Source organism: Bradyrhizobium sp. B097, assembly GCF_038957035.1.
Taxonomy (GTDB): Bacteria; Pseudomonadota; Alphaproteobacteria; order Rhizobiales; family Xanthobacteraceae; genus Bradyrhizobium.
Map to the genome: position 1 here is coordinate 4,468,328 of NZ_CP152412.1, position 14,477 is coordinate 4,482,804.

Genomic DNA, 14,477 nt, shown 5'->3' on the forward strand with positions numbered 1-14,477 from the left:
CGCGATGTTGCGGGAGCCTGTTCCGATTGAATCGGAACGGGCTCCAGATTCTAGCTTTGATGCGTTTTCTTCACGCGAGCCGGTGCCCATCCCGGATCAAGTCCGGGACTGGCTTCGCTCGAAACGCGCTGGCGTCACGATGCGAACGGTGCCGGCGGTAATGTGAGACGGAAGCTCGCGCCGCCCGTCGGGCCATCGAGCACGGAGACGTGACCGCCATGCAGTCTTGCGATCTCGCGCACCATGTTGAGTCCGAGGCCGGCGCCGCGATCGAGCGGCGCAAGCCGATAGAACGGATCGAAGATCCGCGTGCGCTCATCCTTCGGAATGCCGTTGCCTTCATCGGTGACGTCGATCGTCGCGGCGCTGCCGACATGGATGGTGATGGTGCCGCGGCGGCCGCCATGCTGGATGGCGTTCTGCACGAGATTGGTCAGCGCGCGCTCGAGCGCGGCGCGGTCGCCCAGCGTCTCGACCCGATCGGTTGCGGTATCGAGTGACAATTCGTAACCGGCCGCGATCGCGAGCGGCGCGAGGTCGGCGGCGACGCTGCGCGCGATCGCGACGAGATCGACGCGGCCGAACGGATTGCGGCACTGGTCGAAACGCTGGATGTCGAGCAGCTGCTCGGCGAGCGTCGCAAGCCGTGCCGCATCCTCGAGCAGGCGGGTTTTCTCTGGCCCCGGGGGCAGCGACTCCAGCCGTGTGTTGAGAATCGCGATCGGCGTGCGCAATTCATGCGCGGCGTCCGCGACGAAGCGCTGATGGCGCGAATAGCCGTCGTCGAGCCGCTTCAGCGCATCGTTGACGGCGCTTACCAGCGGCGCGACTTCGAGCGGCAAATGGTCGGCCGACAGCCGGCTGCCGCGCTGGCGGAAATCGATCCGGCGGGCCTCGTCGGACGCGGACTCGATGCCGGCGAAGGCGCGGCGCACCACCATCGGCGTCGCGATGAAGGTGGCGCACGCCATCAGCAACAAGCCGGGCAGGGTAGAGCCCAGGCACGTCGCCGCCATCACCAGCAGCGCCTTGGTCCCGGTCATCCGGCCTTGCGTCGCGGTGAGAATCTGGACGTTTCCGGCATCGGTGTTGACGCGTTTCAGCCGCGCCGCCGGCTTGCCGGGACTGTCCTCCAGCATCTGGTAGCCGAGCCGCGCCTGGCTGATATGATCGAGGGCATTGCCGATGCGCGCGAAATCGGCCGGCACGTCGCCTTCGGAGAGCGTGTGCCCCTCGCGGTCCCGCACGGCGAACCAGAGATCGGGAATCTCGGCGCGCAGCTTGCTGAGATCGTCGGTCGGACGCAGCACGAGTTCGCCCTGCGCATTGCGCGCGACGGCCGATTGCACGACGTCGATGACGCGATCTTCATCCCGGTTGACCAGCAGGAAGCCCGATGCCCACAGTGCGCCGAGCACCGTGAGCACGAGTCCGGTCAGCAGGGCTGCCTGCAGTGCAACCAGGCGCCAGCTCAGTTGCGAGTGCAGGCAGTAGTGATCGGCGGGCTCGGTCATGATACCTGCTTCAGCAGGTAGCCAACGCCCCGGATGCTGTGGATTTCGACGCCGGCATCGGAGTCGGCGAGCTTGCGCCGCAGCCGCGAGACGTGAGCGTCGAGCGCGTTCGACTGAATCTCGTCCTCGAAATTGTAGACGGCTTCCTCGAGCGTCGCGCGCAGCACGGTGCGGCCCATCCGGCGCAGCAGCGTCTCCAGCACCAGCAGCTCGCGTCGCGGCAGCTCGAGCGGGCGGCCATTGACGCTGGCCTCGCGATGGCTGCAATCGAACGCCATCCGGCCGGCCTTGATGATCTCGAACTGCACGCCGGCGGGACGGCGCAGCACGGCGCGCAGCCGCGCCAACAGCTCCTCGACCGCGAACGGCTTGGCCAGATAATCGTCGGCGCCGCTGTCGAGGCCGGTGATGCGGTCGGCGAGATCGCCGCGCGCGGTCAGCACGATGATCGGAACGCCGTCGGCCTTGGCGCGCAGCTTCGGGATCAGCGTGAGGCCGTCGCCGTCGGGGAGCTGGCGGTCGAGCAGGACGGCGCCATGCACGTCGGCAGAAATCGCTTCCTCGGCCTCGGCAAGGGTCGGCACGTGATCGACGACCATGTCGTAGCCCTTCAGCGCCTGCGCCAGCGCCGCCGCCATTTCGGCCTCGTCTTCAACCAGCAGTATTCGCATGTGCTTTTGGGTCCAGATCCCGTACGGCCGGTTGTAGGGCAAGTAACATTGCAACAACATTGCGGAAATGGCCGCTTCCGATCAGCAGGGGTGCCATGTTGTCGCCCCCTCAAGACAGTCCGGAACCGGCTAGCTATAACCGCCCGCGCAACAAATCTGAGAGGATCACCAATGATCTACGAGACCCGCGTCTATCGCTGCCTGCCGGGCCGGCTGCCGGCGCTGCTGAAGCGCTTCGAGACCATCACGCTGAAGCTCTGGGACAAGCACGGCATCAAGCAGGCCGGCTTCTTCACGACGCTGGTCGGCGAATCCAACCAGGAACTGACCTATCTGCTGGCCTGGGAATCGCTCGCCGAGCGCGAGAAGAAATGGACCGCGTTCCAGACCGATCCGGAATGGATCACCGCGCGCGCCAAGACCGAAGAGGACGGCCAGATCGTTCTCAACATCGTCAACCAGCTGTTGGTGCCGACGTCGTTCTCGGCGGTCAAGTGATGCTGCCGAACGAGGGTGCGTGCAATTGAGGAAAACCTCCGGCGGTCCGCCGGAGGTTTCCTTTTCCTTGGGCATTTTCTAAGGGATCGACCGTCAAGCCATCGCAGCGGCCGCAAGCGCCGGATAATCGGTGTAGCCGCGCGCCGTGCCGCCGAAGAATGTGGTGTGATCGGCGTCGTTCATCGGCGCGCCGGTCTTCAGCCGCGCGACGAAATCCGGGTTGGCGAGGACCAACCGTCCGTAGGCTTCGAGATCTGCGAGGCCCGATGCGAGATCGGCGCCGATCTGCTCGGCCGGATGACCGGGACGGTTCAGGATCAGTGTCCGCTTCCACAGCGCGCGCAAGTCGGCCACCAGGCGGTCGTCGCCGTTATGAAGGATGTGAAGGTAGGCAAGGCCAAGCTTGTCGAGTTCGGCGACCAAGTGACGGTACAGGGCAGCGCTAACCGCGCCCTCGTCGATGCCGCCGAGCGTTGTGCCGGGCGACAAACGGATCGCCGTCCTGTCCGCACCGATCTCCGCTGCAATTGCGGTAGCGACCTCAATCGCAAAGCGCGCGCGGTTCTCGATCGAGCCGCCATATTGGTCGGTGCGCGTGTTGGCGCTTGGCGCGAGGAACTGCTGGATGAGATAACCATTCGCGCCATGGATCTCGACGCCGTCAGCACCAGCCTCGATGGCGGCGCGCGCCGCGTGACGGAAATCGGCGACCGTCTGGCGGATCTCTTCGATCGACAGCGCGCGCGGCACCGGAATGTCCTTCATCCCCGTCGCCGTGAACATCGGCGCTCCCGGGGCGATGGCGGACGGGGCAACGCCCTGACGATGATGCGGCGTATTGTCGGGGTGCGACATGCGTCCCGCATGCATCAGCTGGATGAAGATGTGGCCGCCCTTGTCATGCACCGCCGTCGTCACCTTCTTCCAGCCGGCGATGTGTGCGGCCGTGTAGATGCCGGGCGTGGCGAGATAGCCCTGGCCGTCATCGGAGGGCTGTGTGCCTTCGGTGACGATCAGGCCGACGCTGGCGCGCTGGGCGTAATATTCGGCCGCGAGGTCTCCGGGCGTGCCATCGAGTCCCGCGCGGCTTCGGGTCATCGGTGACATGACCAACCGGTTGGCCAGGGTGCTGCGTCCGACACGGACGGGCAGAAATCTTTGTGTGCCGAGTGCCATTTTGTGGGTTCCCTATCTTGGCTCCAGACGCCTCGCTGCGAGCAGGAGGTCGCCCTTCAAGGGCAGAAGTAGGATTTGGTTGTATCGGCGGTAGCCACTATATGCTGATACTATCCATCGGACCAGCCGATATGAGGCCACAATGCTTGAGAGCGTATCGTTCGACCAGCTGCGGATGTTCGTGGCCGCTGCCGATGAGGGCAGCTTCTCGGCCGCAGCACGTCGCGTCCAGCGAACCCAATCGGCGGTCAGTGAGGCAATCCTGAACCTGGAGGCCCATCTCGGCGTCGCCTTGTTCGACCGCGCGGGCCGCTATCCGAAGCTGACAACGGAAGGCGTCATCCTGCTGGCGGACGCGCGGACGGTCATGAGCGACGTCGACGCCATGAAGGCGCGCGCGAAAGGCATCGCCGGCGGGCTCGAGGCCGAGTTGACGGCGGTCGTGGACGTATTTCTCCCGATCGAGGCCGTCGCCGCTTTTGCCCGGCAGTTTCGGGTCCAGTTTCCGGCAACGCCGCTGCGGCTCTACGTCGAAGCGCTGGGAGGCGCGGTGCAACCGGTGATCGACGGACGCGTGAGCGTCGGGATCGTGGGTTCGCTGCCGTCGCTTCCGACCGGCCTGGTCAAGGAGCGCGTGGCCAGCATCAAGTTCATGTTCGTGGTTGCTTCGAACCACCCGCTTGCCTCCTATCGGGGTGCCATTCCGAAAGAGGAGCTGGCGCGACATGTGCAGCTCGTGCTGACCGATCGCTCAACGCTTTCGCAGGGCCGCGAGATCGGCGTGATGTCTCCTTCGACCTGGCGCCTGGCGGATCTGTTCGCCAAGCACGCGTTTCTCCTCAACGGCCTCGGATGGGGAGGCATGCCCTATCATACCGTGGCAAACGACATCGCCGCGGGGCGGCTGGTCGAACTCGCAATCGAGGAGGCGCCGCCCGGAGGACTGCCGCTGCCGATGTTCGCGGCCTACCGGGCTGCCGAGCCGCCGGGACCCGCTGCGCGATGGATGATCGAATTCTTCAAGAACTGCCGGGGCGGCGAGTGCTCAAATGAGATGGTGCAGGCTGCCGCAAGCCGCACCTCTTCATCGGGCACTGCGGATGGCGCTCACAGATCTGCCGCGCGGGGTGGCAAGATGCGCGCTATTGCGGGCAGCCCGACGTCTGATCGCCCTCGCGGACCATCGGCTTGCCGTTGATGAAGACGCCGTGGCTGCCGGAGGTCGTCTTGCCGCCGCAATGCGTGCGATCGCCCATCACCACGGCCGGCTTGCCGTTGATCAGGACATTGGGCACGCCTTCGACGAGCGGGCCGCCATTGCTGGTGGTGTCGCCGCTGCGCGCGGCCGGCTTGCCATTGACGGTGACGCCGGCGGCGCCGCCGGTGACGACCCCGGGCTGGCTGCTGGTCTGGGCGTGCGCCAGGCTCGACATCGCCGACAGGGCGGCCACAGCTCCGATCACAACCGAGATGCGCATTTCGTTCCTTTTTGTCGTTCCTCTTGGGAATCTGTTCCGCGGCAGTCTATAGGGGCGGTTGGGGCAGGATTGTGATAGCAGGGCGCACCCACGGCGTCAGCGCAACCCCCTCATCGTGCAGGATGGCTTGATCCCTCCGGCGCGGGATTGCATGGTCGCCGGCAAAAGGATGCAGCATTTTGACCAATCAGGTTTCCGCGCCAGCCGCCGCGCCGATCGTTGCCGTCGGATCGGCGAAATTCGGCAACGCCTTGCCGATCTCGATCATCGCCGGTCCCTGCCAGCTCGAGAGCCGCGCGCACGCGCTCGAAGTGGCGTCCGCGCTGAAGGAGATCGCGGCGAGGCTCAAGATCGGCCTGGTGTACAAGACCTCGTTCGACAAGGCGAACCGCACCAGCGCGTCGGCCGCGCGCGGCATCGGGCTGAAGCAGGCGCTGCCGATCTTCGCCGAGATCCGTTCTTCGCTCGGGCTGCCCGTGCTGACCGACGTGCATGAACCCGACCAGTGCGCTGAGGCGGCGCAGGCGGTCGACGTGCTGCAGATCCCGGCGTTCTTGTGCCGGCAGACGGATCTCCTGCTGGCTGCGGCCGCGACCGGCAAGGTCGTCAACGTCAAGAAGGGCCAGTTCCTGGCGCCGTGGGACATGACAAATGTGGTCAGCAAGATCACTGGCGCCGGCAATGCCAATGTGCTGGTCACCGAGCGCGGCGCGTCGTTCGGCTACAACACGCTGGTGTCAGACATGCGCGCGCTGCCGATCCTTTCGCGCACCACCGGCTCGCCTGTGATCTTCGACGCCACCCATTCGGTGCAGCAGCCGGGCGGCAAGGGGACTTCGTCGGGCGGCGAGCGCGAATTCGTGCCGGTGCTGGCGCGCGCCGCGGTCGCGGTCGGCGTTGCCGGCGTGTTCATCGAGACCCATCCCGATCCGGATCATGCGCCGTCCGACGGTCCCAACATGGTGCCGCTCCGCGACTTCGAATCCCTCGTCAAGCGGCTGATGCAGTTCGACGCGCTCGCCAAGACGGCAGCCTGATCGGCGGACAACGACATGACCGCAACGAGCGGCATGCCGCCGGCCCTCAACGTCATCACGCTGGCGACCTTCGCGGCGAGCCTGTCGGTGCGCGCACTCGATCCGGTGCTGCCGCATGTCGCGGAGGATTTCGGCGTCAGCATCGCGACCGCGGCGAGCTTTGCCGCGGTGTTCGCCTTCACCTTTGCCGCAGTCCAGCCGGCGATCGGCGCCGCCGCCGATTTGTTCGGCAAGGCGCGGCTGATGACGATCTGCCTTGGGCTGCTCGGCGTCGCCAACATCCTCGGCGCGCTCTCGACCTCGTTTCCGATGCTGTTCGTGACCCGCATCCTCGCCGGCATCGGCTCGGGCGGGGTGTTTCCGGTGGCGCTCTCGCTGACCAGCGATCTCGTCGGTCCCGACAAGCGGCAGCTTGCGATCGGGCGAACGCTCGCGGGCTCGATGACCGGCAACCTGCTCGGCGCCACGGCCTCCGGTCTGATCGGCGATTTCCTCGGCTGGCGCGGTGTGCTCGCGGTGCTCGGCGGCCTCGTGATCATCGTTGCACTGGCGGTTGCGGCCGGCTTCCGCGGCGCTGCGTTGAACCGTCCGCCGCGCACCAGCCTCAAGGCGCTTCGCCACGGCTATCGCACCATCTTCACCAATCCGAACGCGCGGATCTGCTATTCGGCGGTCTTCATCGAAGGCTGCTGCGTGCTCGGGCTGTTTCCCTTCATCGCCTCGTTCCTGTTCGAGCTCGGCGAGACCTCGCTCTCGATCGCCGGCATCGTGATCGCCGGCTTTGCGATCGGCGGATTGCTCTACACGCTGACGGTGGCGCGCCTGCTGCCGTTGATCGGCGTGAGGGGCATGATGGTCGTCGGCGCAACGCTGGTCGGCATCCAGCTTGTCGGCGTCGCCTTCGGGCCGCTCTGGAAGCTGCAGATGGCGGGCCTCCTCGTGATGGGCCTCGGCTTCTACATGATCCATGGCTGCCTGCAGGTGTTCGCCAGCGAATTGTCGGTCGAGGCGCGCGCCACCGCGCTGTCGCTGCACTCGTTCTTCTTCTTCATGGGCCAGACCGTCGGCCCGATCGCCTATGGCTTCGGCCTGCAACATGCCGGCAAGACCGCGACGCTCGTCTCCGCTGCCGCCGTGATGGTCGTGCTCGGCTTCATCTGCACGAGATTCCTGAAGCAGCGGCGTCCGGCCGACGCCGACCTGCGCCCGGACGTCGAGCCCTAACGATCCCTCAGGTCATGGACACACAGCATCAAGGCATTGTGTCGCTCAGTCGCCTTAGTGCTCGCTATTCAAACAAGATGCGCGTACCGTGGATTATGACCGTGCTTCCAGCGCGGCCTCTAACGGTGACCGAGGGTAACGAACGCTCCCGCCGTGGCGATGAAGGAGCGTGCCCGTTGTCCGGACGTCGCTTGACCGACTGAATTGTGCCGCCGGTCATCGTGCCGCTGTTTCTTCTGCTCTGCTTGGTCGCTGTGGTCGTCTGGCGTGGTTAGCGCGCCGGAGCTGCAATGTCTCGTCAGTGGCAACAATCAGCCCCACCATTAACGTGATCATGGCAAAGCTCGACACCGAAGCCTGATCAACGTCGCTCCAACGAGGCAATTTTGACCCATGGTCGCGCGCGATAGTTGGACCGTAGACCTGGAGTGCCCGCGCTGCGGGAGCATCGACGTAGCTATTCTGTCTCAGGCGGATGGCTATGCCTATGTGAGAGGCGAGAGCGGTACGCGCGCTGACCATGTGCCAGCCGGCTTCGCTTGCATTGATCCGGAGATCTGCTGCTTTCAGTGTTTGAAATGCCAGGTGCGGATACCGTGACATCGAATGTCGCCGCATAGAGGCTTCAATGGTGGTGTTGGCCTCGAAAAAAAACAACCGTCAGTGTTCAGACGGGATGTCCGCCGCATCGCATTTGATCGTGGCCCTATCGCTGCCAGGCGGATCGGCGTATGCTTTCCGCATCGCCGCCCGGCCCGTGGCTTCTATCGGTGATGAGAACGCCGGTTGCGCTTTCGCCCCACTCAGGGAGCAGCGCAGCCAAATGATCAGTTTACCCCAAATTTCAGTGTATTTTTCCTGCGAGAGCTGTGGTGCCACATATGAGGCCTCACAGGATCGCAATGATCGCAGTGGAAAGTTTCACTGCGTTCACTGCGCCAGATTGGTGCATCAATGGTCGGGCACCTTTAGCTATTTGGGTTGGCGATTGTTCCGGACGTCCGCCCAGCTGTCATGATCGGTCATTGCATCCTTTGTGATGACACGCGCTGGGTCTGTGAGAGTCACGAGGATCAGCCATGGACAGGTCCCGACGCCTGCACGTGTTGCGGGGCCGGGTCGCCATGTCCTCATTGCAATAGGCCTGAAGGCGAGGCGCGGCTGCCGCGAGGCTTTCGCAACATGTTCGACAACGGAGCCGAGTCATGACAGGCCGTACATCCTGATCCCTCGCGCATTGATCACATGTCGAACCGCGGCACCCAATTGGCGTCCAGGTGACGCCGGCGCGCAATCGCCACTATTGGTTAGCCGTCACCTGCCGGAGGTGCATGGTGTGCATGCCCATCGCGGCAAAGATCGCCGAAAGGTCGCCGGTCGGATGATCGCCGTTGAGGAACTGGACCATGGTCGCACCGCCCGGATTGACCGGGTTGGTGAAGCTTAGGAACACCTTGTCGCCCTTGAACGCGACGTCGTCATAGCCACGGCTGGCCTGGCGATCCCTCAGGTCATCTCGGCCCGCTTATTCCCACAACCGCTATTTCAGGGATGAGACGACCGGACCCGCAACCGGATCGGTTAGGCCGAGACCGTTGCCGAGGTCCTCGAGCGTGTCGCGAAAAGAATTCAGAGTGGAAATCATGGCTGGCCGCGCCGCGATGCACGCGTCCATATCTTGCCACTCGGCGATCATGCAGTAGGAACGGTCACCGGTTTTGATGATGCTGGCATGCAATAAACCCGGCCAGGTTGCTCCAATTGTCTTGTGAGCGTCCAGGAACTCTTGATCGCGCCCCGGCTTCACTCGAAAACGCACTGCATTGAAAGCGGTCACCGTCTTCTCCCAAAGCGCTGAGACGTTCCCGTAGAGGAAGCGCGCTTACGTGGTCGCGCAGGTTGAAAGCGGATGCATTCGCTTCAGCTTCGTGGCGGTCACAGACCGATTGGCCCGCCTACTGGGTCTTTATCATCTTCGCCAATTCATGGCGCAATTCTGGACTATCTTGATGGCCATGCACCGCGACAGCGTGTTGTACCGCTGCTTCCAGAAGCTCCTTTTGAGTGTCAGCTGAAATCGCGATCGTGCAGTTCATCTCACTTGGGTATTCTCGGCAATCCACAAACATTCTACCCAAATCTGCCTCCGTCAATACGAGTATACTATTGCCGTGCTGAACTACTCCCACTCACGATAATGCCCGCGTCTGCTCACTATGCCTGACTTCTTCAAATGATAGCTCATGACCGGCCAGCTTACCCGCCGCCGACAATGAGCGTGTCGATCGTCCTCGATCATGGTCGCTTCAACCACACGAGAGCAGGCATGCTCGAACATATGATACATCAAAGGGAACACCCATGTCAGTTCCTGGCCAAAGGCCGATAGGCATGTTGGCTTCCGCGCCGGTTTCCGAGGATCCGCGGATGTGGCGAACTGAAGGGGGTACCCGACCTAACCCCGCCCGCGATAAGTCGCGACGCCCTGATCGGGAACCCAGAGGCCCTTCGGCAGCCGGCCGGTCTGGAAGAACACGTCGATCGGAATGCCGCCGCGCGGATACCAGTAGCCGCCGATGCGCAGCCATTTCGGCTTGATCTCGTCTGATATCCGCCGGCCGATCATGACCGTGCAATCCTCATGGAATGCGCCGTGGTTGCGGAAGCTCGCGGCGAACAGCTTCAGCGATTTGGATTCCAGGAGCCAGCGGCCCGGCACATAGTCGATCACCAGATGCGCGAAATCCGGTTGGCCCGTCACCGGGCAGATCGAGGTGAATTCCGGCACCGTGAAGCGTACCAGATAATCGGTACCAGCCTGCGGATTGGGCACGCGGTCAAGCTGCGCCTTTTCCGGCGCGTCGGGCCATTCCACCGCACGGCCGAGTTGCAGGCCGGGGGAGGTCGTTGATTTGCTGGATTTCTTCGCCATTCGGGGTCTCCGTGGGGGTCTCATAGAGCATGATCCGGAAAAGTGGAAACCGGTTTTCCGAAAGATCATGCTCAAACAAGGACTCCCTATGATCGGGCGTCCGTCACCCGGCCTTTTCCCCCTCGATGCATTGCGCTAGAAGCACCGCCATCCGACCCCCTCACTGCCACAAGAGGTACTCATGACTGACATCGTCGACATCATCGGCCGCGAAATCCTGGATAGCCGCGGCAACCCCACGGTCGAGGTCGATGTGGTGCTGGAGGATGGGTCGATCGGCCGTGCGGCGGTGCCGTCGGGCGCGTCCACCGGCGCCCATGAGGCGGTGGAACTGCGCGACGGCGACAAGTCGCGCTATCTCGGCAAGGGCGTGGAAAAGGCAGTTGCCGCCGTCAACGGCGAGATCTTCGAGGCGCTGAGCGACCAGGCCGTCGAGGAGCAGGTCGCGATCGACCAGATCATGATCGAGCTCGACGGCACGCCGAACAAGAGTCGGTTAGGGGCCAACGCCATCCTCGGCGTCTCGCTGGCCTGCGCCAAGGCCGCGGCCGAGTCCTTCGACATGCCGCTGTATCGTTATGTCGGCGGCACCTCGGCGCGGACGCTGCCCGTGCCGATGATGAACATCATCAATGGCGGCGTGCATGCCGACAACCCGATCGACTTCCAGGAATTCATGATCCTGCCGGTCGGCGCCACGTCATTTGCCGAAGCGCTGCGTTGCGGATCGGAGATCTTCCACACGCTGCGTGGCGAATTGAAGAAGGCCGGCCACAACACCAATGTCGGCGACGAGGGCGGTTTTGCGCCGAACCTGCCGTCGGCCGACGCCGCGCTCGAGTTCGTCATGAACGCAATCGGCAAGGCCGGCTACAAGGCGGGCGACGACGTCGTGCTCGGCCTCGACTGCGCCTCCACCGAATTCTTCAAGGAAGGCGCCTACGTCTATGGCGGAGAGAACAAGACCCGCTCGCGTTCGGAGCAGGTGAAGTATCTCGCGGACCTCGTCAGCCGCTATCCGATCGTCACCATCGAGGACGGCATGTCGGAAGACGACATGGACGGCTGGAAGGAATTGACGGACGCGATCGGCAACAAGTGCCAGCTGGTCGGCGACGATCTGTTCGTCACCAACGTCACGCGGCTTGCCGACGGCATCAAGAACGGCCGCGGCAATTCGATCCTGGTCAAGGTCAACCAGATCGGCACGCTGACCGAGACGCTTGCGGCGATCGAGATGGCCTACAAGGCCGGCTACACCGCGGTGATGTCGCATCGCTCCGGCGAGACAGAGGATTCCACGATTGCCGACCTCGCGGTCGCCACCAATTGCGGGCAGATCAAGACCGGCTCGCTGGCGCGTTCCGACCGCACCGCCAAGTACAACCAGCTGCTGCGCATCGAGCAGCAGCTCGGCACGCAGGCGAAATACGCGGGCAGGGCGGCCTTGAAGGCGCTGGCCTAGCGCCCCAACTGATCGGGACTGAACAAGACGCAAAAAAGGGAGGTCGGGATGAGTGACGGCAAGAGCGGTCTGCAGCTGCGTTCGCTGCTCAAGAAGGATGGCGAACTGGAATTGTCGCTGGTCAATGTCCCGACCCCCGAGCCCGGTCCGGACGAGGTCGTGGTCCGGGTCGAGGCGTCCCCGATCAACCCGTCCGACCTCGGGCTCCTGATCGGCCCGGCCAACATGGCGGCGGCAAAGGTCACCGGCAGCAAGGAACTGCCTGTGGTGACCGCGCGCGTGCCGGAAGCGGCGTTGCCTGGCCTCGCTGCGCGGCTCGACGAGTCGATGCCGGTCGGCAATGAAGGTGCCGGCGTCGTGATCAGGACCGGCTCATCGGACGCGGCGAAAGCGTTGATGGGCCGCACCGTCGCGATGATCGGCGGTGCAATGTATGCGCAGTACCGCACGCTGCGCGTCAACGAATGCCTGCCGCTGCCCGACGGCACCACGCCGGCGGAAGGTGCGTCCTGCTTCGTCAATCCGCTGACCGCACTCGGCATGACCGAGACGATGCGGCGCGAGGGACACAAGGCGCTGGTGCACACGGCGGCGGCGTCTAACCTCGGCCAGATGCTGAACAAGATCTGCCTCAAGGACGGCATCGGTCTCGTCAACATCGTGCGCAACAAGGAGCAGGCCGACATCCTGCACAAGATCGGCGCCAAACATGTCGTCGATTCCAGCGCGCCCGATTTCATGGACAAGCTCACTGGCGCGCTGGTCGAGACCGGCGCGACCATCGCCTTCGATGCGATCGGCGGCGGCAAGCTCGCCGGCCAGATCCTGGTCGCGATGGAAACCGCGATCAACAAGGCCGCCAAGGTCTACAGCCGCTACGGCTCGAATGTGCACAAGCAGGTCTATGTCTATGGCGGCCTCGATACCCGCGACATCGAACTGCCGCGCGGCTTCGGCATGGCCTGGGGCATCGGCGGCTGGCTGCTGTTCCCGTTCCTGATGAAGATCGGTCCGGAGGCCGGCAACAAGCTGCGCCAGCGCGTGGTGGCCGAGTTGAAGACGACTTTCGCCAGCCACTACACCAAGGTGGTGTCGCTGCAGGAGACCCTGCAGCTCGACAACATCGCGGTCTACGGCAAGCGCGCCACCGGCGAGAAATTCCTGATCAACCCGAACAAGGGCGCGTAACGAACCGCGTTTACTCGCGCTCGAATGCCAGCTTCCTGGAGCGTTGGTGGCGCTCCAGGGCGTGGCCGATCAGGACATCCATCAGCTCGGATTGCGGCAGGCCGCTGGCCTCCCACAGCCGCGGATACATGCTGATGTTGGTGAAGCCGGGCAGGGTGTTCGCCTCGTTCACGAAGGCCTGCTCGCCGTGCAGGAAGAAGTCGATCCGCGCCATGCCTTCGCAGCCGAGCACGCCGAACGTCTTGATGGCGAGCTCCCTGATGGTTTCGGCAACGGCAGCCGGCACGTTGGCCGGCACCTGCAGCAGCGCGCCGTCCGCATCGAGATACTTCGCGTCGTAGGAATAGAAGCCGTGCTTGTCGGACGGAACGATCTCGCCGAGCTGGGAGGCGCGGACGCGGCCCTCGGCATCCTCGAGCACGGAGCACTCGACCTCGCGGATCGGCGCGACACCGCGCTCGGCCAGGATCTTGGTGTCGAAGCGGAACGCCAGTCTGCAGCCGGCCTCGAACTCTTCCGCGGTGCGCGCCCTCGACACGCCGACCGATGATCCCATGTTGGCGGGCTTGACGAAGACCTCCTGCGATCCGAGGGCGCTGACGGCGTCGTCATAGCTGATGGGAGCCGCGCTCGACATCGCGACAAAGGGGACGATCGGCAACCCCGCGTCGCGCATCAGGCGCTTGGCGACGTCCTTGTCCATGCCGGCCGCCGAGCCCATCACGCGCGAGCCGACATAGGCGACATCCGACAATTCCAGCGCGCCCTGCACCGTGCCATCCTCGCCGTTCGGTCCATGCAGGACCGGGAAGACGACATCGAATGCCGGCAATTCCGCCGGTCCCGCCGCCGGTCCCTGAAGCACCACGACGCGGCCCTGTCCGCCCGGCAGCAGAGCGAGTTGCGGTCCCTGGTCCGGAATGGTCAGCGCGCCGCTCCCGGTGCCGGCGCCGTTTCCCGCATCGGTGACGATCCAGCGGCCATCGCGGGTGATGCCGATCGCCGTGGCGTCATAGCGATCCGGGTCGAGCGAGCGAAGCACGTTTGCGGCCGACGCCCGCGAGACGTCGTGCTCGGCGGAACGGCCACCGAACAGGATTGCAACCCGTGTCTTGCGCTCTGCCATTGCCTGCTCTTCGGTCGGCCGGATGGTCCGTGAAATCCCGCCACATTATGTTTGGAAGAACGTGTCGACAATTGGCCCCGGGCGGCGCGTTTCCGGAATTGGACGAGCCATCCCCTTGCATTGATGCGGCCGGCGCCTCCCGGTGCGTCCCGCCGGCGGCGGGACAAT

15 protein-coding genes and 1 pseudogene are annotated in these 14,477 nt (G+C 64.3%); 6 read left to right on the forward strand and 10 right to left on the reverse strand.

Translation table 11 applies throughout. From position 1 onward, the window contains the following. Nucleotides 1–134: 134 nt before the first annotated feature. Together AAFG07_RS21060 and AAFG07_RS21065 are read right to left on the reverse strand one after the other, a co-directional pair. Entirely contained in the window at nucleotides 135–1,514 is a 1,380-nt protein-coding gene (locus AAFG07_RS21060; RefSeq protein WP_342728911.1) for a HAMP domain-containing sensor histidine kinase, read from the reverse strand. Then, entirely contained in the window at nucleotides 1,511–2,185 is a 675-nt protein-coding gene (locus tag AAFG07_RS21065; RefSeq protein ID WP_342728912.1) for a response regulator transcription factor, read from the reverse strand. The genes AAFG07_RS21060 and AAFG07_RS21065 overlap by 4 nt, the downstream gene beginning before the upstream one ends. Nucleotides 2,186–2,356: 171 nt before the next feature. Here AAFG07_RS21065 and AAFG07_RS21070 point away from each other — a divergent pair, with 171 nt between their 5' ends. Next, nucleotides 2,357–2,683 carry an NIPSNAP family protein gene (locus tag AAFG07_RS21070; RefSeq protein WP_092114564.1) on the forward strand — a complete coding sequence of 109 codons (327 nt, stop codon included), beginning with the start codon at nucleotides 2,357–2,359 and terminating at the stop codon, nucleotides 2,681–2,683. A 93-nt stretch (nucleotides 2,684–2,776) separates the two neighbouring features. Here AAFG07_RS21070 and AAFG07_RS21075 read toward each other — a convergent pair whose 3' ends face one another. Continuing rightward, complete coding sequence (locus AAFG07_RS21075; protein ID WP_342728913.1) at nucleotides 2,777–3,859, reverse strand: alkene reductase; 1,083 nt, start codon at nucleotides 3,857–3,859, stop codon at nucleotides 2,777–2,779. Between the two features lie 142 nt (nucleotides 3,860–4,001). Here AAFG07_RS21075 and AAFG07_RS21080 point away from each other — a divergent pair. Continuing rightward, nucleotides 4,002–4,874, forward strand: a pseudogene (locus AAFG07_RS21080) (LysR family transcriptional regulator); the annotation flags it as partial. Between the two features lie 127 nt (nucleotides 4,875–5,001). Here AAFG07_RS21080 and AAFG07_RS21085 read toward each other — a convergent pair. Further along, nucleotides 5,002–5,337: a PAAR domain-containing protein gene (locus AAFG07_RS21085; RefSeq protein WP_342728914.1), complete on the reverse strand. Its 336-nt coding sequence runs from the start codon at nucleotides 5,335–5,337 to the stop codon at nucleotides 5,002–5,004. Between the two features lie 179 nt (nucleotides 5,338–5,516). Here AAFG07_RS21085 and kdsA point away from each other — a divergent pair, with 179 nt between their 5' ends. After that, nucleotides 5,517–6,374, forward strand: a complete 858-nt coding sequence (gene kdsA, locus AAFG07_RS21090; protein ID WP_342728915.1) for a 3-deoxy-8-phosphooctulonate synthase — start codon at nucleotides 5,517–5,519, stop codon at nucleotides 6,372–6,374. Nucleotides 6,375–6,389: 15 nt separating this feature from the next. After that, complete coding sequence (locus AAFG07_RS21095) at nucleotides 6,390–7,598, forward strand: MFS transporter (RefSeq protein ID WP_342728916.1); 1,209 nt, start codon at nucleotides 6,390–6,392, stop codon at nucleotides 7,596–7,598. Nucleotides 7,599–7,814: 216 nt separating this feature from the next. Here the strand turns inward: AAFG07_RS21095 and AAFG07_RS21100 are convergent, their stop codons facing one another. The 5 genes from AAFG07_RS21100 to queF form a co-directional block, all read right to left on the reverse strand. Then, a complete protein-coding gene (locus tag AAFG07_RS21100) occupies nucleotides 7,815–8,255 on the reverse strand; it encodes a hypothetical protein (RefSeq protein WP_342728917.1) in 441 nt (146 codons plus the stop codon). Nucleotides 8,256–8,898: 643 nt separating this feature from the next. Then, nucleotides 8,899–9,051 (reverse strand): hypothetical protein, encoded by a 153-nt coding sequence (locus tag AAFG07_RS21105; RefSeq protein ID WP_342728918.1) that lies wholly within the window; start codon nucleotides 9,049–9,051, stop codon nucleotides 8,899–8,901. Between the two features lie 87 nt (nucleotides 9,052–9,138). Continuing rightward, nucleotides 9,139–9,435 (reverse strand): antibiotic biosynthesis monooxygenase, encoded by a 297-nt coding sequence (locus AAFG07_RS21110; protein ID WP_342728919.1) that lies wholly within the window; start codon nucleotides 9,433–9,435, stop codon nucleotides 9,139–9,141. Nucleotides 9,436–9,553: 118 nt separating this feature from the next. Beyond that, nucleotides 9,554–9,736: a DUF1059 domain-containing protein gene (locus AAFG07_RS21115; protein WP_212314728.1), complete on the reverse strand. Its 183-nt coding sequence runs from the start codon at nucleotides 9,734–9,736 to the stop codon at nucleotides 9,554–9,556. A 317-nt stretch (nucleotides 9,737–10,053) separates the two neighbouring features. Continuing rightward, complete coding sequence (gene queF / locus AAFG07_RS21120; protein ID WP_194454218.1) at nucleotides 10,054–10,530, reverse strand: preQ(1) synthase; 477 nt, start codon at nucleotides 10,528–10,530, stop codon at nucleotides 10,054–10,056. Between the two features lie 181 nt (nucleotides 10,531–10,711). Here queF and eno point away from each other — a divergent pair, with 181 nt between their 5' ends. Beyond that, on the forward strand, nucleotides 10,712–11,995 hold the full coding sequence (gene eno / locus AAFG07_RS21125) for a phosphopyruvate hydratase (RefSeq protein WP_342728920.1): 1,284 nt from the start codon (nucleotides 10,712–10,714) through the stop codon (nucleotides 11,993–11,995). Nucleotides 11,996–12,043: 48 nt separating this feature from the next. Continuing rightward, nucleotides 12,044–13,183 (forward strand): zinc-binding dehydrogenase, encoded by a 1,140-nt coding sequence (locus AAFG07_RS21130; protein ID WP_342728921.1) that lies wholly within the window; start codon nucleotides 12,044–12,046, stop codon nucleotides 13,181–13,183. A 10-nt stretch (nucleotides 13,184–13,193) separates the two neighbouring features. Here the strand turns inward: AAFG07_RS21130 and AAFG07_RS21135 are convergent, their stop codons facing one another. Further along, nucleotides 13,194–14,309, reverse strand: coding sequence for a D-alanine--D-alanine ligase family protein (locus AAFG07_RS21135; RefSeq protein WP_342728922.1), 1,116 nt, complete (start codon nucleotides 14,307–14,309; stop codon nucleotides 13,194–13,196). Nucleotides 14,310–14,477 lie beyond the last annotated feature (168 nt).